The organism is Microbacterium sp. LKL04 (genome assembly GCF_900102005.1).
Taxonomy (GTDB): Bacteria; Actinomycetota; Actinomycetes; order Actinomycetales; family Microbacteriaceae; genus Microbacterium.
Genome location: NZ_LT627736.1, coordinates 856,907 through 874,872, shown reverse-complemented (window position 1 = coordinate 874,872; position 17,966 = coordinate 856,907). Strand labels below are relative to the sequence as shown.

The following is a 17,966-nucleotide window of genomic DNA, read 5'->3' as shown; positions in this document are numbered from 1 at the left end:
GCCGACGATGACGAACTACGATCAGATCGACTTCTCGCCCCTGCTCGCCCTCTCCGACACCGAGGTCGTGACGAACTCGCCCGTCCGCGACGTCACGCTCGCCAGCGGCAAGGTGCTCGCTCTCATCACGCTGGACAACGGCCGGGACCACACCCGCCCCAACACGCTGGGACCGGCGACGCTGACCGCTCTGAACGCCACCCTCTACGCACTCGCGGCTCGTATTCGCGCCGGCGAGATCGACGCCGTCGGCATCACCGGGAAGCAGTACATCCTCGCCGCCGGCGCCGACCTCAGCGAAGTCAGCAACGTGGGCTCCGTCGACAACGCGCGGCTCATCGCGCAGCTCGGTCACCACGTCCTCGGCAAGCTGTCCGATCTCGGCGTGCCGTCGTTCGCCTTCGTGAACGGGCTCGCCCTGGGCGGCGGGCTCGAGATCGCGCTGAACTCCACCTACCGCACGGTGGATGCCTCCGCCGCTGCGATCGCGCTGCCCGAGGTCTTCCTCGGCATCATCCCCGGCTGGGGCGGCGCGTACCTCCTGCCGAACCTGATCGGCATCGAGAACGCGCTCGAGGTCGTCATCTCGAACCCGCTCAAGCAGAACCGGGTGCTCAAGCCGCAGCAGGCCTTCGAGCTCGGCATCATGGATGCGATCTTCCCCGCCTCCAGCTACCTCGAGTCGTCGCTCCGGTGGGCTGACGGCGTGCTGAACGGCTCCGTCAAGGTCGAACGCAAGAACGCACCCGGGAAGATCGAGCGGCTCACGAAGTGGCCCATCGCCATCAAGATGGCGCGAGGCATGCTCGAGTCGAAGATCGGAACCGTTCCCCAATCCCCCTACGTCGCGCTCGACCTGCTCGACAAGGCCAAGAGCGGCACGAAGGAAGAAGGGTTCGCGCGCGAGGACGAGGCGCTCGCCTCGCTCGTCACCGGCGACCAGTTCGCGGCATCCATGTACGCGTTCGACCTCGTGCAGAAGCGCGCTAAGCGTCCCGTGGGTGCGCCCGACAAGGCGCTCGCGAAGAAGGTCACCAAAGTCGGCATCATCGGCGCGGGCCTCATGGCCAGTCAGTTCGCGCTGCTGTTCGTGCGCAAGCTCCAGGTGCCCGTGCTGATCACCGACCTCGATCAGGCGCGCGTCGACAAGGGCGTCGCCTACATCCACGACGAGATCGGCAAGCTCGAGGCGAAGGGCCGGCTCGACGGCGACACCGCCAACAAGCTGCGGGCCCTCGTGACCGGGACGACCGACAAGACCGCGTACGCCGATTGCGACTTCGTCATCGAGGCGGTCTTCGAAGAGGTCGGGGTGAAGCAGTCCGTCTTCGCCGAGATCGAGGCCGTCGTGGCCGAGGACGCGATCCTCGCGACCAACACCTCATCGCTGTCGGTCGAGGAGATCGGCGCGAAGCTCGCGCACCCCGAGCGCCTGGTCGGCTTCCACTTCTTCAACCCGGTCGCGGTCATGCCGCTCATCGAGGTCGTGAAGACGCCGCAGACGTCGGATGCCGCCCTCTCGACCGCTTTCGTCGTCGCCAAGGGGCTGGGCAAGAACGCTGTCCTCACCGCCGATGCGCCCGGCTTCGTCGTCAACCGGCTCCTCGCCAAGGTCATGGGAGAGGCCGCGCGCGCCGTCTACGAGGGCACGCCCGTCGCAGACGTCGAGAAGGCGTTCGCGCCCCTCGGGCTGCCGATGGGACCGTTCCAGCTCATCGACCTCGTCGGCTGGAAGGTGGCAGCCCACGTGCAGGACACGATGGTCCGCGCCTTCCCCGACCGGTTCTACGCGAACGAGAACTTCCACGAGCTCGCCGCGCTGGACGAGGTCGTCGAGAAGGACAGGGGCGGTCGCGTGACCGGGTTCACGAAGGCTGCCGAGAAGGTCGCGAAGAAGGCGACGCGATCGACACCGGCATCCGCCGACGAGATCCTCCGCCGCGTGCAGGACGGCCTCGCGCAGGAGATCAAGCTCATGCTCGACGAGGGCGTCGTGCCCGAGGTCGAGGACATCGACCTCTGCCTCATCCTCGGGGCCGGTTGGCCTTTCATCGACGGCGGGGCGACGCCCTACCTCGACCGGGAGGGCGCCAGCGATCGCGTGTTCGGCGACACGTTCCACCACCCGCCGATCCGCGGCATCGCCTGACGCACGCACTACGAGAACGGCCCCCGGGGATGTCCGGGGGCCGTTCTTGCGAGTCAGAGTCGCGGCTGCGCCGCGCGGACCCGGAGATCGCGCGCGAGGTGGTCGCGCTGCTCGATCACGATGCGCCGGAGCGATCCGGGTGCGTCGGTGTGGGCCTCGAGCCACGCGTCGACAGCCGCGGTGTCGTCCGTGGCCGGGAAGAGGCCGCGCACGAGGCGCGCGGCGATCTCGATGCTGCGCGAACGCCAAGCCGGGAGGATCCTCTCGAAGTACTCGCGGTCGAACTCCGCAACGAGGTCACGGCTCTTCCCCGCCCGCGCGCCGCGGATGGTGGCATCGAGGTGGTCGTTCGTCAGCGTCTCGTCATCCCACGCGTCGTCCCACGCGTCGCGACGGACGGATGCCTCCGGCCGTGCCGCGAGCGCCGCGAGACGCGCCGTGCGGCCCGACGCGGTTGCATCCCGCTCCGCCTCGGCCTCGATCCGCGCGGCGTCCGCATGACCGGAGGCAGCGAGACCGAACAGCCACCCCCACCGGAGATCGGGATCGAGGGCCAGGCCCGCCGGTGCCGGCGCCTCCCCCGCCAGGATTGCGGACATCTCGCCCGCCCGGTCCGTGCCGAGCTCCGCGGCCGCACCGACCGCGCGTGCCCAGATGAGCTGCGCGTCGGACCCGGCTTCGGCAGCCGACATGGCGCGCCACGCTCCCTGCAGCCAGGCGACCGACGTCTCCCCGGCGTCCGAGACGTAGTGGCGGATCGCGAAGGCGGCGTGGGCGAGGACGTCGCTCAGGAGCGCCGGGTGGGACTCGCGGGGAGCGTGCTCCGCCGCGATCGCGAGATAAGCGGATGCCGCGAGCTCGCCATCGCGTACGGCGTTCCAGAGCGCCGCCCAGACGACGCCTCGCGCGACCGCATCCGGCATCATCGACAGGCCCGCTCTGACGGCGGCGAGCGATCGGTCGTCGAGCCGCACCTTCGCGTAGGAGCGATCGTCGACGTTGGCGATGACCAGGGCCGCGTCGGGGAGGACGGGCGCGTCGACGACGGTGCGCTCACCGAACAGGTCGACGGCGACGTCGCCGCGCGCGACGAGACGTCCCGCCTCGTCGTCCCAGAGACCGACGCGGACCGCGTGCGGTCGCGCGACGTCCTGCGCGACCGCCAGGGGACCGCGCTCGACGGAGAGGGTCGGCAGTCCGGTCGTCTCGAGCCACGCCGTGCTCCACGATCGCAGGTCACGGCCCGACGCCTCTTCGAGCGCGACGAGGAGATCCTCGAGCGTCGTGTTGCCGAAGGCGTGCGCCGCGAAGTACCGCTGCGCTCCGCGGAAGAAGGCGTCCTCGCCGACGAACCCGACGAGCTGCTTCAGAACCGACGCACCCTTGGCGTAGGTGATGCCGTCGAAGTTGAGCTTGGCTGCCTCGAGGTCCGGGATGTCGGCGACGATCGGGTGCGTCGTGGGCAGCTGGTCCTGGACGTACGCCCACCCCTTCCGCCGGCTCGCGAACGTGACCCAGGCATCCGGGTGCAGTCCTGTCGCGACGTTCGCGTGCGTCCCCATGAAGTCGGCGAACGACTCCTTGAGCCACAGGTCGTCCCACCATCGCATCGTGACGAGGTCGCCGAACCACATGTGCGCCATCTCGTGGAGGATCGTGTTCGACCGGGCCTCGCGCTGCGCGGCGGTCGCCGCTCCGCGGAAGACGTACGCCTCGGTGAAGGTGACCAGGCCCGGGTTCTCCATCGCGCCGAGGTTGTACTCGGGGACGAAGATCTGGTCGTACTTGCCCCACGGGTAGTCCTGGTCGAACGCCCTCGTGAAGAAGTCGAGACCGCGGCGGGTGATGTCGAGGATCTCGTCCGCGTCGAGGTGTTCGGCGAGAGAGGCGCGGCAGAGCACACCGAGGTCGACGCTCTGCCGTTCCCCCTGCCAGAGACCGTCGACGCGGTGGTACGGACCGACGGCGACCGCGGTGACGTAGCTCGACAGCAGCGGCGTCTCGGCGAACGACACCCGGACGCCGCCGTCGACCTCGGCGCGGGCGGCCTCCGCGCCGCCCGACAGGATGACACCGTCACGCGACGCCGTGATGTGGAACGTCCACCGCGCCTTCAGGTCGGGCTGCTCGAAGCACGGGTAGACGCGACGGCTGTCGGCCGGCTCGTACTGCGTGTAGAGGTAGACCGCGCCGTCCACCGGGTCGGTGAAGCGGTGCAGGCCCTCACCCGATCGGCTGTACCGACCGCGCGCACGAACGCGGACCGTGTTCTCCTCGGCGAGTCCCGACAGGCGGATGCGGGCGCCGTCCCACTCCACCGGTTGCGGTGCGCCGTTGACCTCCACCTCGTCGACGGAGATGCCGAGGAAGTCGATCCACGTCTCCGTCGACGACGCGCGGAAGCGCAGGGTGCTCTGCGTCGCGAAGTCCTCGCGTGACGCATCGGGGGCCGAGCGGAGGTCCAGGTCGACCTCGATCGTGTCGAGGACGATGACGGATGCCCGGGCCGCGGCATCCTCTCGACTCAGGTTCTCATCGCCGGGATGCTGCGGTGTCTGCATCCCTCCATGCTGTCACGCGGTCACTCGGAACCCGCGTCGGTCGGGCCGCGCAGTTCGACCTCGTGCGAGGTCCACACCGCGTCGTCGGCCGACTGCCGCGCAACGGGTACGCGCGTGCCGAGCACCTGCGCGACGACGTCCTGCGCGATCTTCGAGGCCGTCAAACCCGCATCGGCGAGGATCTGCTCGCGGGTCGCGTGATCGATGAACTCGTCCGGGAGGCCCAGTTCGTCGACAGCCGTGGAGACGCCCGACTCACGGAGGACCTGACGCACGCGCGTCCCGACACCACCGACGCGGATACCGTCCTCGATCGTGATCACCAGGCGGTGGGATGCCGCGAGCTCGACGATCGCGGGACGGATCGGTACCGCCCACCGGGGATCGACGACGGTCGAGCCGATTCCCTGGGCGCGGAGTCGTTCGGCGACCTCGACGGCCATGTGGGCCATCGGGCCGATCCCGACGATGAGGACGTCCTCCGCACCGCTTCGGTACAGCACGTCGGTGCCGTCCTCCCGCCGCTCGATCGCATCGAGAGCGTCCGGCACGGACCCCTTCGGGAACCGGACCACGGTCGGGGCGTCCTCGACGGTGACCGCCTCGTCGAAGAGCTCGCGGAGCCGCTCCGCGTCTCGTGGCGCGGCGATCCGAATGCCGGGGACGAGCTGCAGCATCGCGAGATCCCAGATGCCGTGGTGGCTGGGACCGTCGGGCCCGGTGACGCCGGAACGGTCGAGGACGAAGGTCACCCCCGCCTTGTGCAGCGCGACGTCCATCATGACCTGGTCGAACGCACGGTTCATGAAGGTGGCGTAGATCGCGACGACCGGGTGAAGACCGCCGAACGCCAGGCCCGCAGCAGAGGCGACGGCGTGCTGCTCGGCGATGCCGACGTCGTAGACCCGCGTCGGGAACCGCTGCGCGAAGTCCTGCAGGCCGGTCGGTCGCAGCATCGCGGCGGTCATCGCGATGATGTCCTCGCGACGCTCACCCGCGGCAACGAGCGCCTCGGAGAAGACGTCCGTCCAGGCAACGGCATCCGAGGAACCGATCGGCTCCCCCGTGACGGGGTCGATCTTCCCGACCGCGTGGAACTGGTCGGCCTCATCACGACGGGCCGGCTCGAAGCCGCGTCCCTTGTCGGTGATGGCGTGGACGATGACGGGGGCGCCGTACTCCTTCGCGAGGCGGAGCGTCTCCTCCATCGCGTCGAGGTCGTGCCCGTCGACGGGTCCGAGGTATTTGATGTCGAGGTTGGAGTACAACGCGACGTTGTTCGTGAAGCGCGACAGGAAGCCGTGCGTGCCACCCCGGACGCCGCGGTACACCGCGCGCCCGATCGGACCGAGAAGACGGGAGACGTGAGCGGAGCTCTGCCGCAGCGTCTTGTAGCTGTCCGCGGTGCGGACGCGATTCAGGTAGCGCGCCATGCCGCCGATGGTGGGGGCGTACGAGCGGCCGTTGTCGTTGACGACGATGACGAGGTTGCGGTCGTTGTCGTCGGAGATGTTGTTGAGGGCTTCCCACGTCATGCCGCCCGTGAGGGAACCGTCGCCCACGACGGCCACGACGTGACGGTCCTTGCGCCCGGTCACCGTGAGGGCGCGCGAGACGCCGTCCGCCCAGCTCAGCGAGCTCGACGCGTGCGACGACTCGACGACGTCGTGCGGGCTCTCGGACCGCTGCGGGTAGCCCGCCAGACCCCCGCGCGAGCGGAGCTGAGAGAAGTCCTGACGGCCCGTGAGGAGCTTGTGGACGTAGGACTGGTGACCGGTGTCGAAGATGATCGGGTCGTTCGGGGAGTCGAAAACGCGGTGCAGGGCGATCGTCAGCTCGACGACTCCGAGGTTCGGACCGAGGTGGCCACCTGTGCGCGAGACGTTCTCGACCAGGAAGGTCCGGATCTCGTCAGCCAGAACGTGGAGCTCCTCGCTCGAGAACCGATCGAGGTCGCGCGGACCGGAAATTCCCTCGAGAAGACTCATGTCAGGAGTCTACGTGCCCGCATGCGAGAGGACCCCAACTCCACGCGGAGCCGGGGTCCTCTTGACAAGCAGGGTCAGACCAGCGAACGCAGCACGTACTGCAGGATGCCGCCGTTGCGGTAGTAGTCCGCCTCACCGGGGGTGTCGATCCGGACGACCGCGTCGAACTCGATCGTCTGCTTGCCCTCGGGCGAGAACTCGCTCGGCTCGGCGACGACCTTGACCGTCTTCGGCGTGACGCCCTCGTTCAGCTGCTCGAGGCCGGTGATCGAGACGATCTCGGTACCGTCGAGGCCGAGCGAGCTCCAGCTCTCGCCGGCGGGGAACTGCAGCGGGACGACGCCCATGCCGATGAGGTTCGAGCGGTGGATGCGCTCGAAGCTCTCGGTGATGACCGCCTTGACGCCCAGCAGGCTCGTGCCCTTGGCCGCCCAGTCGCGGGACGAACCGGAGCCGTACTCCTTACCGCCGAAGACGACGAGCGGGGTGCCCTGTGCCTGGTAGTTCTGGCTCGCGTCGTAGATGTACGACTGCGGGCCACCCTCCTGGGTGAAGTCGCGGGTGAAGCCACCCTCGACGACCTTGCCGTCGTTGACCGCGGCGACGATCTCGTTCTTCAGGCGGATGTTGGCGAACGTGCCGCGGATCATGACCTCGTGGTTACCGCGACGCGAGCCGTAGGAGTTGAAGTTCTTCTGCGCCACGCCGTGCTCGGTGAGGTACTGAGCCGCGGGCGTGCCGGCCTTGATGTTTCCGGCGGGGCTGATGTGGTCGGTCGTGACCGAGTCGCCCAGGGTCGCCATGACACGCGCACCGGAGATGTCGGTGACGGGCGCCGGCGTGCTCTCCATGCCGTCGAAGTACGGAGCCTTGCGGACGTACGTCGAGTCCTCGTCCCATTCGAAGATGGGACCGGTGGGCGTCGGAAGGTTCTGCCAGCGCTCGTCGCCGTCGAAGACGGTGGAGTACTGCTTGATGAACTGCTCGCGCGAGATCGAGTGGTCGATGACCTCCTGAACCTCGTCGGGCGAGGGCCAGATGTCCTTCAGGAACACGTCGTTGCCGGCCTCGTCCTTGCCGAGCGCGTCGGTCTCGAAGTCGAAGTTCATCGACCCGGCGAGAGCGTAGGCGACGACCAACGGGGGCGACGCGAGGTAGTTCATCTTCACGTCGGGGCTGATGCGGCCCTCGAAGTTGCGGTTGCCCGAGAGGACGGCCGTGACGGCGAGGTCGTTCTCGTTGATCGCGGCCGAGACCTCTTCGATGAGCGGTCCGGAGTTGCCGATGCAGATCGTGCAGCCGTAGCCGACTGTGTAGAAGTCGAGGCCCTCGAGTGCCTTGTCGAGGCCGGACTTCTCGTAGTAGTCGGTGACGACCTTCGAGCCGGGGCCGAGCGTCGTCTTGACCCACGGCTTGCGCTTCAGGCCCTTGTCGACGGCCTTCTTGGCGAGCAGGCCCGCCGCGATCATGACCGACGGGTTCGACGTGTTGGTGCACGAGGTGATGGCCGCGAGGGTGACCGCACCGTTGTCGAGGAGGTACGACTGACCCTCGGGCGTCGTCACCTTGACGGGCTTGGATGCCGCGTGGCGCGCGCCGCTCGAGATCATCGAGGGGACGTGCTCGTGCTCGTGCTGGTGCGAGACACCCTCGGCCGAGACCGTCTCGTGCTCGACGCCCGGGGCGGAACCGGGGTCGGACGCGGGGAAGGTTCCCTCGATCTCGACGGAGTCCTCAGCCGCGGCATCCGCGTAGTTGAGGATGTCCTTCTCGAACTGGTTCTTCGCGTCGGACAGGAGAATGCGGTCCTGCGGACGCTTGGGACCTGCGATGGAGGGGACGACCGTCGAGAGGTCGAGCTCCATGAACTCGCTGAAGCTGAGCTCACGGGAGGCGTCGTGCCACAGCGACTGCGCCTTGGCGTAGGCCTCGACGAGGGCGACGGTCTGCTCGTCACGACCCGTGAGGCGGAGGTAGTCGAGGGTCACGTCGTCGACGGGGAACATCGCCGCGGTCGAGCCGAACTCGGGGCTCATGTTGCCGATGGTGGCGCGGTTGGCCAGCGGCACCTGCGCGACGCCCTCGCCGTAGAACTCGACGAACTTGCCGACGACGCCGTGCTTACGCAGCATGTCGGTGATCGTGAGGACGACGTCGGTCGCGGTCACGCCGGCGGGGATCTCACCGGTCAGCTTGAAGCCGACCACGCGCGGGATGAGCATGGAGACGGGCTGGCCGAGCATGGCCGCCTCAGCCTCGATGCCGCCGACACCCCAACCGAGGACACCGAGGCCGTTCACCATCGTGGTGTGCGAGTCGGTGCCGACGCAGGTGTCGGGGTAGGCACGCAGGACACCGCCGACCTCGCGGTCGTAGATGACCTTCGCGAGGTGCTCGATGTTCACCTGGTGGACGATGCCGGTTCCCGGCGGGACGACCTTGAAGTCGTCGAAAGCGGTCTGACCCCAGCGCAGGAACTGGTAACGCTCGCCGTTGCGCTCGTACTCGATCTCGACGTTGCGCTCGAGGGCGTTGTCGGAACCGAAGAGGTCTGCGATGACCGAGTGGTCGATGACCATCTCGGCCGGAGACAGCGGGTTGATCTTGCTCGGGTCGCCGCCGAGGGCGGTGACGGCCTCGCGCATGGTGGCGAGGTCGACGATGCACGGCACACCGGTGAAGTCCTGCATGACCACGCGTGCGGGCGTGAACTGGATCTCGGTGTTCGGCTCGGCGTCGGGGTTCCAGTTCCCGAGAGCCTCGATCTGCTCCTTGGTGACGTTCGCACCGTCCTCGGTGCGAAGCAGGTTCTCGAGGAGGATCTTGAGGCTGTACGGAAGCTTCTCGAAACCGGGAACGGTCTCGATGCGGAAGATCTCGTAGTCGGTGTCGCCGACTGTGAGTGTGCTCTTGGCACCGAAGCTGTCAACAGTGGACACGTGTGCTCTCCTTCGTCGGCGGGCGCGGCGTCAGCCGGCCCTCCCATCTTCGCCCCGCCCGGTCCCGGTGACTAGTGAGGTCCGCCTTACCCCGGCGGGCGAAATTTATCTTGATATCAAGATACCTCACTTCGCCCGGCGGCGAGGACTCAGAGCTCGTCACCGTCCGACTCGGCGACATCCGCCGCCCGGGCGACGAGGACCGGCTCCTCTTCAAGACACAGGTCGATCAGCCTTGTGAGGAGCTCCGTCAGCGTCGTCGAACCGAGCAGTCGGAACCTGTCGTACTCGCCGAGAGGCGCCATCGCGGCGAGCTGCCAGGATGACTCCACGGGGTCGTCCGAGATCTCGGTGTCGGGATCCCACCGCGCTTCGTCGAGGACGGCCGCAAGAGTCGCGACCCGACGCACGACCCGTTCCGCCTCCCGACGCAGCGGAAGAAGGTCGTCGCTCCACCTCAGCGGCTCGACCGTCGTGACGTCCGCGACGGGATGCGGGTCATCGGCGCCCCACCGGTCGACCGTGATCCGCTCCCTGCCGACGGCGATGACGAACAGATCAGCGGCGCCGGCCTCGATCCGGACGATGCGAGCCATCGTGCCGAGCGCACTGCGTTCGTCGCCTCCCCCGGATTCCAGCCCTCGCTCGATGAGGACGACGCCGAATGATGGATCCTCCGCGTCGAGGAGGCGACCCATCATCGTCAGGTACCGCGGCTCGAACACCCGCAGTGCCAGCGGCGTGTGCGGGAAGAGCACACTGCCGAGCGGGAACATGGGGACGGCGTCCATGCGGCCCAGTCAACCACTCGGCACGTCTGGTCGCGCGGCTTGTCAGCTCTCGCCGGGAGCTTCGGCGCGCCGCGGGTAGAGCGCTCGGACGGCCAGCCAGGTGACCGCCACCATCGGCGCGAAGAGGGGAAGGCCCATGATGAGCTTCAGGGTGCCGAGCGCCGCTGTCTGATCGGCGAGGTACAGCGGGAGCTGGACGGCGAGGCGCACGTAGAAGAGAGCAGCCCACGCGATCGCGAGCCAGAAGAAGACCCGACGCTTGCGCCGATCGGCCCGCCATGCCGTGCCCTCGTTCATGAGGAAGCCGACGGCCAACCCGATCAGCGACCAGCCGACCAGTGCCGACACCAGGAACCCGGTCCCGTAGGCGGCGTTGGTGATGAGCCCGGGGACGAAGTTGTCGACGCCGCGCCCCGTGAACAGGGCCAGGGCCGCGGCGACACCCGTCGCCACGAGACCGCCGAAGGCAGCCGCAGCAGGCGAACGCTGGATGAGCCTGATCACGGTGAAGACGGCCGCCAGCCCCACCGAGGCCACCAGCGACAGCACGAGATCCTGTCCGGTGACGGTGAAGAGTACGACGAACACGAGCCCGGGAAGGACCGACTCGGCGATGCCGCGCCATCCGCCCATCGCGCGCCACACGACGTGGCCGGTCGTCGCGTCCTCCGCCGGATCGAGACCTGCACGCTTGGCTGCGCCGCCGAGAGCCTGACCGAGAAGACCGGATGCCGTCGGCTCCCCCGCCGGCGGTGGCACGAGGTCTCCCCTCGTCGGCTGGGGGTCCCCGGATTCGGGACGGTCCTGCGAGGTGGTCATGCGCTGCCGGGGGATGCCGGCATCTTCAGCGGGATGAGGTCGCGCGGCGGCATGGGCGTGTTGCCGCGGACGACGACGATCGAGCGGAAGAGGTCTTCGACCTGCTCGGCGGCCGCGATGTCGCTCGCCGCAGCTCCTCCGATGACACCACGCAGGAACCAGCGCGGACCATCGACGCCGACGAAGCGCGCGAGGCGCTTCCCGGCGGCGCCGTCCGCACCGGCGACGGGCACCTCGGCGAGCAGCTCGGGGCCGAGCGGCCCTTCCCGCTCCTCGACGCGCCCGCCCTGCTGACGGACCTGCTGGCGGATCTGCTCGCGCGTCTCCTCCCACAGGCCGCTCGACCGCGGCGCGGCGAACGGCTGCACCTGCAGTGTCGAGCCGACGTAGTCGAGCCCGACGGCGACGATGCGTTTCGTCTGCTCTTCGACTTCCAGCCGGAGGTTCAGACCCTCGCGAGGCAGGACCTTGACCCCGCCGAGGTCGATGTACGGACGGACGGGGTTCGCCTCCGCCTCGTCGAACGGACCATTCTCGGCCCGATCGCTCGGTGCCGACTTGGGTGCGAGCTCGTCGCTCATGCGGTTGTTCCTGTCGTGTAGCCGGTGGATCCGAAGCCCCCGTCGCCGCGCACGCTGTCGGGAAGCGCGTCGACGGGGAGGAAGGTCGCCCGCGAGACGGGCATCACGATGAGCTGGGCGATGCGGTCGCCCGGAGCGATGTCGAAGGGCTCCGCGGCATCCGTGTTCAACAGCGTGACCTTGATCTCGCCCCGGTACCCCGCGTCGACCGTGCCCGGTGAGTTGACCACGGTGATGCCGTGCTTGGCGGCCAGACCGCTGCGAGGGACGACGAAAGCGACGTAGCCGTCGGGCAGCGCGATGCGCACTCCCGTACCGATGAGGGCGCGCTGACCGGGGGCCAGACGCACCTGCTCTGTGGAGACGAGGTCGGCGCCGGCATCGCCCGGGTGCGCGTAGACGGGCACATGAGCCGAGATAATGGGAACGTCCACGGTATCCATCACCCCCCGAGGCTAATGCACAACCCCGACCGCACCGTCCCCTCCTCGTACCGCGAACGGCTCAGCCCTTCGCTGTGGCTCCTGGTGAGCGCCGCGGTCTGCGCGCCCATGGCGGCGGTGGTCTTCTCGCCGATCGACACGACCCTCGCCCTCGTCATCGGACTCGCCGTCGGCGTCGTCCTGGTGTCGTCTCTGATCCTGACTGCTCCCGTCGTCACGCTCGCAGACGGCGTGCTCCGCGTCGGGCGGGCGCACATCCCGGTCACCGACCTCGGCGATCCCGAGGTGCTGACGGGGGAAGAGGCGCGGGCTGCCCGAGGCGGCGGCCTCCGACGCGACGACTGGCATCTGCTTCGCGGCGGGATCGACGGCGTCGTGCGCGTCCCCGTCTCAGACGACGACGACCCCACAGCACGCTGGGTGTTCTCGTCCCGCACCCCTGATCGGGTGGCGGCGATGATCACCCGCGCGCAGCGGGGTCGCTGATATCGGCGCTGCTTACGCGGCGCACTCGGTGCAGATCGCGCCGATCGAGGTCTGGTGGTCGATCTGGGTCCGGTGCTTCACGAGGAAGCATTCGACACAGGTGAACTCGTCCTCCTGCGGGGGCAGGACGACGACGTCGAGGTCGACGTCGGAGAGGTCAGCGCCGGGGAGCTCGAAACCGCTGGGGTTGTCAGAGTCTTCGACGTCGACCGAGCCGGACATCTTGTCCGGGACGCGTTCCTTGAGAGCCTCGATCGACTCGCTGTCGTCTTCGGTCTTGCGGGGGGCGTCGTAATCCGTGGCCATTCGAGAACGTCTCAACTTTCGGGGTGGTGCTGTGGGTGCGGCCCGTTCGGGCGGCCATAGTTTGCATCACCTGTCGGTGAATCGCAAATGAGCCGTCGGGTCGCCGCCGCCTTTCGGAGGTGCCCCACCGCAAACTCGCGGCACGCCCCGGATATTCCCGCCCTCGACCGTTCGCCGTGACACCATGAACCCACCCGCTGGATCTGGAGGACGTCCGCATGGAACAGCTCAAAGTGATCGGCACCGAAGACGGTCGCCTGATGCTCGCGACCGACGCCGGCGACCGATTCTCACTCGCCGTCGACGAGGCTCTGCGCGCCCAGCTGCGACGCCTGCAGCGCGACGCCGAGCCCCGCACCACGCGTCCGAACCCGCGTGACATCCAGTCCCACATCCGCGCCGGCATGACCGCGGAGGACGTCGCGCAGCTCCTCGGAGTGCGCGTCGAGGACGTCCAGAGATTCGAAGGCCCCGTTCTCGCCGAGCGCGAGCACGTCGTGGGCCAGGCCCTCGCCGTGACGGTGCTCATCGGCGGGGAACTCGACCCGGGTGCGCAGCCGACGTTCGGGAACGCCGTCCGAGCCAAGCTCACCGAAGCCGGCGCCACCGGCGAGCGGTGGACGAGCTGGAAAGACCAGAACGGTTGGACCGTCAAGCTCGAGTTCACGGTGGGCGAGGTCGAGCACGACGCCCGTTGGTCGTTCGACCCGCGTCGTTCGTCCCTGGCTCCGCAGAACTCCGACGCGACCCAGCTGTCGCGCCAGGGTTCCCTCCCGGAGGGACTCATCCCGCGTCTGCGCGCCCTCGACTCCGCGCCGCAGAAAGATGCCACGCGATTCGACACCGGCGCGTTCGGTCCCCGCGCCGTGACCGAGCCGGAAGCGGACTTCGACACACCCGAAGCACGCCCGTCGTCCTCCCCCGCCGTTCAGCAGGCCGCCATCAAGCGCGCCCCGGACGCGCCGGTGACCTCCGCCGAGACCGCGGACCTTCTCGAAGCGCTCCGTCGCCGTCGCGGCCAGCGCGAGCCGATGCCCGCCGAGCACAGCGAAGAACCCTCGTCGACCCCCGTCGCGCTCTTCGACGCTCCGGAAGCGGACGTCGACCAGGCGACGCCCGCAGAACCGGCGGATGCCGAGGCCGCTGCCGAACCGCCCGCGGAGCAGAGCCGCCGCCGCGGACGCACGTCGATGCCGTCGTGGGACGAGATCGTCTTCGGCGCACGCACCGAAGACGGCTGAGCTCAGCCGAAGGCTCCGAGCCGCACCAGGGGGACGACGCGTTCCTGGTCGGTGAGCGAGCCGTGCTGCCCGATCATGTTCTGCGGCTTCTTGTCGGCCTCTCGATCGTCGTAGTACGCAACGGCGGATCGGGCGGCGACGAGGACGTCGCCGATCCGCGGCAGGACCTCCGGGTCGGGCGACGTGCCGAACAGCCCAGCGGCGACCGCCTCGTCGCGTGACATAACCCAGGAGCGGGAGGACTCGGCATCCCGCCACCGGTTCAGGACCTCGTCCGCTGTGCCCTCCTCGGTATAGAGATGCAGCATCCGCGGCTCACCGCCGACGATGTTCACGCCCTCCACCAGCGGATCGCCCTCTCGGAGCAGGACCTGGCGATGGCGCGGGACGTCGACGATGCCGTGATCGGCGGTGAGGATCGCCGCCGCGTGGGAGCCGATGGCTGCGTCGAGGTCACGGGCGGCGCCGTCCACGCGCTCGAGTCCGGCTGCCCACTCGTCGCTCTCCCATCCGCGGGCATGGGCGATCGTGTCGAGTTCCGGCACATACGCGTAGACGAGGGCGCCGGGATGCCGGAGGGCGAGGTCCGCGGCGCGTTCCACCCGCTCGGCGATCGAGGCGGCGCCGACGAACTCCGCACCCCGCTGGAGGGCGGCCGTGAAGCCGGTCCCGGCGTAGCGCGGCTGCGAGACGACGAAGCAGGGACGCCCGGCGGCGGCCTCGCGTTCGAGCAGCGGGACCGACCGCTGCCAGGTCAACGGGTCCAGCCCGTCGGTCTCCCATCCTTTGAGCTGATTGGGCGCCAGGTCCGTACCGGGGATGCGGACCCGGTAGCCGACGAGGCCGTGCGTCCCGGGCGTCTCGCCGGTCAAGAGACTCGCGAGCGCGACCGCCGTGGTCGAGGGGAAGACGGTGCGGGCGGCATCCTTCTTCGTCATCCGTCCGGTGAGGAATCGGGCGTACCCGGCGCGGGCGGTCAGGTTCGCGCGACCGAGACCGTCGACGAGCAGCACGATCGCCGACCGGGTGGGCGGGAACCACTCACCCGGGCCCTCGAGAGAGGCCAGGATCTGCGGCACGACACCGGTGAGGCTCCGGGCTGACGGCGGGTCCGCGGGTAGGCTGAGTGACACCCGGGTCAGTCTTCCACACGGTGCTCCGCCGCCGTTTCTGGCCCCCGCAGCATCTCCCGAAGACCGATCGAGGCCATGGCATCGCGCACTCCCCCTCCCCCGCCCGCTGTTGAACGCATCGAGGACGTCGACCTCGCTGACGAGATGCAGGGCTCGTTCCTGGAGTACGCCTACTCGGTCATCTACTCACGTGCCCTTCCGGATGCCCGCGACGGGCTGAAGCCCGTGCAGCGCCGCATCCTCTTCCAGATGTCCGAGATGGGTCTGCGCCCCGACCGTGGCCACGTGAAGAGCGCGCGCGTCGTCGGCGATGTGATGGGCAAGCTGCACCCGCACGGCGACTCCGCGATCTACGACGCGCTCGTCCGCCTCGCGCAGGACTTCGCGCTCCGCGTGCCGCTCGTCGACGGACACGGCAACTTCGGGTCGCTCGATGACGGCCCCGCGGCCGCTCGCTACACCGAGGCTCGACTCGCGGCATCCGCTCTGGCCCTCACGGAGAACCTCGACGAGGACGTCGTCGACTTCATCCCCAACTACGACGGCCAGTTCCAGCAGCCCGAGGTCCTCTCCGCCGCCTTCCCGAACCTGCTCGTCAACGGCGCGACCGGTATTGCCGTGGGCATGGCGACGAACATGGCACCGCACAACCTCATCGAGGTCGTCTCAGCCGCCATCCACCTGCTCGAGAACCCCGGCGCGACCCTCGAGGAGCTCATGGAGTTCGTGCCGGGACCGGACCTTCCCGGCGGCGGCGTCATCGTCGGACTCGACGGCATAAAAGAGGCTTACCAGACCGGCCGCGGGACGTTCCGCACCCGCGCGAAGACCTCGATCGAATCCCTCGGCCCGCGCCGCACGGGCATCGTCGTCACAGAGCTCCCCTACATGGTGGGACCGGAGCGCGTCATGGAGAAGATCCGCGACGCCGTCTCGTCGAAGAAGCTCACCGGAATCTCCGACCTCACCGACCTGACCGACCGCAACAACGGCCTGCGCCTTGTGATCGGGATCAAGACCGGCTTCGATCCGAACGCCGTCCTGGAGCAGCTCTACCGCCTCACACCGCTCGAGGACTCGTTCGGCATCAACAACGTCGCCCTCGTCGGCGGTCAGCCGCAGACCCTCGGGCTCACGGAACTGCTGCGCGTCTACCTGGATCACCGCATCCAGGTCGTCACCCGACGCAGCCGCTACCGCCTCGCGCGCAAGCAGGAACGCCTGCACCTCGTCGAGGGCCTCCTCATCGCGATCCTCGACATCGACGAGGTCATCCAGGTCATCCGCACATCCGACGACAGCGAGCAGGCGCGCACACGCCTCATGGACGTGTTCGACCTGTCCCAGCTGCAGGCCGAGTACATCCTCGAGCTGCGGCTGCGCCGGCTCACGAAGTTCTCGCGCGTCGAGCTCGAGGCCGAGCAGAACACGCTCAAGGCCGACATCGCCGCACTGGAGGAACTCCTCGGCAGCGACGTGCTCCTTCGCCGACAGGTCGCAACGGAGTTGGACGCCGCGGCCGACGCCTTCGGCACGCCGCGACGCACGCTGCTCATGAACGGCGGTCCCGTCGCCCCGCGCGGCCGCGCCGCAGCGCCGGCGGACCTGCAGATCGCCGATGCGCCGTGCCGCGTCTACCTCTCGGCGACCGGACGCATGGTGCGCGCGGAGCTCGTCACGGATGCGCCCGGAGGCGGCGTCGTCACGCCGACGCGACGCTCGAAGCACGACGCCATCCGGTCGTCCGTCGACGGCACGACGCGCGGTGACCTCGGAGCGGTGACCACCCTGGGCCGGCTGGTGCGCTTCACGCCCGTCGACCTCCCGTCTGTGCCGGCGAACTCGGTGCAGCTCGCGGCGGGCACCCGCGCCGACCAGTATCTCGGCCTCGCCCCGACCGAGCACGTCGTCGCGATCGTCCCGCTGACGGCCGACGCCCCGATCGCGCTCGGAACGGCGCAGGGCGTCGTCAAGCGCGTCGCCGCGACAGAGCTGCCCCCCGGCAAGCCGGACGTCGAGATCATCTCCTTGAAGCCCGGCGACACCGTGGTCGGGGCCGCACTCGCCCCCGACACCACGGAGCTCGTGTTCGTATCGAGCGATGCCCAGCTCCTGCGTTTCGATGCGTCTTCCGTTCGCCCGCAGGGCCGATCTGCGGGCGGCATGGCCGGGATCCGACTGTCGGATGGCGCTCGTGTCATCGCATTCTCAGCGATCAGCACGACGGACGACACCGTGGTGGCGACGGTCGCCGGGGCGAGCGCCGCGTTGCCGGGCACGGATCCGGGATCGGCGAAGGTCTCGCAGTTCTCCGAGTTCCCCGCGAAGGGCCGGGCGACCGGCGGGGTCCGCGCGCAGCGTTTCCTCCGGTGGGAGGATGCACTGCTCGTCGCGTGGGTCGGCGATCAGCCGCGCGCCGTCGGCATCGACGGTGCGGTCCGACCGCTGCCGGAGACCGGTGCGAAGCGGGATGCCTCGGGCCAGGCGCTCGACGCCGCGATCGGGGCCATCGGCACGACGGTGGCCTGA

The 17,966-nt window shown here is 69.1% G+C and carries 13 protein-coding genes; 4 read left to right on the top strand and 9 right to left on the bottom strand.

What is annotated here, in order from left to right; translation table 11 throughout:
• The first annotated feature begins 7 nt into the window (after nucleotides 1-7).
• Nucleotides 8-2,149, top strand: coding sequence for a 3-hydroxyacyl-CoA dehydrogenase NAD-binding domain-containing protein (locus BLP38_RS04305; RefSeq protein WP_091353411.1), 2,142 nt, complete (start codon nucleotides 8-10; stop codon nucleotides 2,147-2,149).
• 53 nt (nucleotides 2,150-2,202) lie between these two features.
• Here BLP38_RS04305 and pepN read toward each other — a convergent pair whose 3' ends face one another.
• From pepN to dut, 7 genes are all read right to left on the bottom strand, one after another.
• On the bottom strand, nucleotides 2,203-4,710 hold the full coding sequence (gene pepN / locus BLP38_RS04300) for an aminopeptidase N (protein ID WP_091353408.1): 2,508 nt from the start codon (nucleotides 4,708-4,710) through the stop codon (nucleotides 2,203-2,205).
• A 20-nt stretch (nucleotides 4,711-4,730) separates the two neighbouring features.
• On the bottom strand, nucleotides 4,731-6,698 hold the full coding sequence (gene dxs / locus BLP38_RS04295; protein ID WP_091353405.1) for a 1-deoxy-D-xylulose-5-phosphate synthase: 1,968 nt from the start codon (nucleotides 6,696-6,698) through the stop codon (nucleotides 4,731-4,733).
• Nucleotides 6,699-6,772: 74 nt separating this feature from the next.
• The gene (locus BLP38_RS04290) at nucleotides 6,773-9,637 is read right to left on the bottom strand and encodes an aconitate hydratase (protein ID WP_091353402.1); all 2,865 of its coding nucleotides are present in this window, start codon (nucleotides 9,635-9,637) and stop codon (nucleotides 6,773-6,775) included.
• A 149-nt stretch (nucleotides 9,638-9,786) separates the two neighbouring features.
• Nucleotides 9,787-10,428, bottom strand: coding sequence for an LON peptidase substrate-binding domain-containing protein (locus tag BLP38_RS04285; RefSeq protein ID WP_091353399.1), 642 nt, complete (start codon nucleotides 10,426-10,428; stop codon nucleotides 9,787-9,789).
• 42 nt (nucleotides 10,429-10,470) lie between these two features.
• The gene (locus BLP38_RS04280) at nucleotides 10,471-11,247 is read right to left on the bottom strand and encodes a DUF3159 domain-containing protein (protein ID WP_091353395.1); all 777 of its coding nucleotides are present in this window, start codon (nucleotides 11,245-11,247) and stop codon (nucleotides 10,471-10,473) included.
• Nucleotides 11,244-11,828 (bottom strand): DUF3710 domain-containing protein, encoded by a 585-nt coding sequence (locus BLP38_RS04275; RefSeq protein ID WP_091353392.1) that lies wholly within the window; start codon nucleotides 11,826-11,828, stop codon nucleotides 11,244-11,246. The genes BLP38_RS04280 and BLP38_RS04275 overlap by 4 nt, the downstream gene beginning before the upstream one ends.
• Complete coding sequence (dut, locus tag BLP38_RS04270) at nucleotides 11,825-12,274, bottom strand: dUTP diphosphatase (RefSeq protein WP_172824654.1); 450 nt, start codon at nucleotides 12,272-12,274, stop codon at nucleotides 11,825-11,827. The genes BLP38_RS04275 and dut overlap by 4 nt, the downstream gene beginning before the upstream one ends.
• Nucleotides 12,275-12,286: 12 nt before the next feature.
• On the opposite strand from dut, the gene BLP38_RS04265 reads away from it, so the two are divergent.
• Nucleotides 12,287-12,757, top strand: a complete 471-nt coding sequence (locus BLP38_RS04265) for a DUF3093 domain-containing protein (protein WP_091353388.1) — start codon at nucleotides 12,287-12,289, stop codon at nucleotides 12,755-12,757.
• 12 nt (nucleotides 12,758-12,769) lie between these two features.
• Here the strand turns inward: BLP38_RS04265 and BLP38_RS04260 are convergent, their stop codons facing one another.
• Nucleotides 12,770-13,063 (bottom strand): DUF4193 domain-containing protein, encoded by a 294-nt coding sequence (locus BLP38_RS04260; protein WP_018186686.1) that lies wholly within the window; start codon nucleotides 13,061-13,063, stop codon nucleotides 12,770-12,772.
• Between the two features lie 218 nt (nucleotides 13,064-13,281).
• Here BLP38_RS04260 and sepH point away from each other — a divergent pair, with 218 nt between their 5' ends.
• A complete protein-coding gene (gene sepH / locus BLP38_RS04255; RefSeq protein WP_091353383.1) occupies nucleotides 13,282-14,304 on the top strand; it encodes a septation protein SepH in 1,023 nt (340 codons plus the stop codon).
• A 2-nt stretch (nucleotides 14,305-14,306) separates the two neighbouring features.
• Here sepH and BLP38_RS04250 read toward each other — a convergent pair whose 3' ends face one another.
• A complete protein-coding gene (locus BLP38_RS04250) occupies nucleotides 14,307-15,437 on the bottom strand; it encodes an alkaline phosphatase family protein (protein ID WP_091353380.1) in 1,131 nt (376 codons plus the stop codon).
• Between the two features lie 75 nt (nucleotides 15,438-15,512).
• Here BLP38_RS04250 and BLP38_RS04245 point away from each other — a divergent pair, with 75 nt between their 5' ends.
• Nucleotides 15,513-17,966, top strand: a complete 2,454-nt coding sequence (locus BLP38_RS04245; RefSeq protein WP_091353377.1) for a DNA gyrase/topoisomerase IV subunit A — start codon at nucleotides 15,513-15,515, stop codon at nucleotides 17,964-17,966.

Bases quoted from the DNA above. Each gene is read 5' to 3' on its own strand.
- BLP38_RS04280 (WP_091353395.1), bottom strand. From the start codon at position 11,247: ATGACCACCTCGCAGGACCGTCCCGAATCCGGGGACCCCCAGCCGACG.
- sepH (WP_091353383.1), top strand. From the start codon at position 13,282: ATGGAACAGCTCAAAGTGATCGGCACCGAAGACGGTCGCCTGATGCTC.
- BLP38_RS04265 (WP_091353388.1), top strand. From the start codon at position 12,287: ATGCACAACCCCGACCGCACCGTCCCCTCCTCGTACCGCGAACGGCTC.
- pepN (WP_091353408.1), bottom strand. From the start codon at position 4,710: ATGCAGACACCGCAGCATCCCGGCGATGAGAACCTGAGTCGAGAGGAT.
- BLP38_RS04285 (WP_091353399.1), bottom strand. From the start codon at position 10,428: ATGGACGCCGTCCCCATGTTCCCGCTCGGCAGTGTGCTCTTCCCGCAC.
- BLP38_RS04275 (WP_091353392.1), bottom strand. From the start codon at position 11,828: ATGAGCGACGAGCTCGCACCCAAGTCGGCACCGAGCGATCGGGCCGAG.
- dxs (WP_091353405.1), bottom strand. From the start codon at position 6,698: ATGAGTCTTCTCGAGGGAATTTCCGGTCCGCGCGACCTCGATCGGTTC.
- BLP38_RS04305 (WP_091353411.1), top strand. From the start codon at position 8: ATGACGAACTACGATCAGATCGACTTCTCGCCCCTGCTCGCCCTCTCC.
- BLP38_RS04245 (WP_091353377.1), top strand. From the start codon at position 15,513: ATGGCATCGCGCACTCCCCCTCCCCCGCCCGCTGTTGAACGCATCGAG.
- BLP38_RS04260 (WP_018186686.1), bottom strand. From the start codon at position 13,063: ATGGCCACGGATTACGACGCCCCCCGCAAGACCGAAGACGACAGCGAG.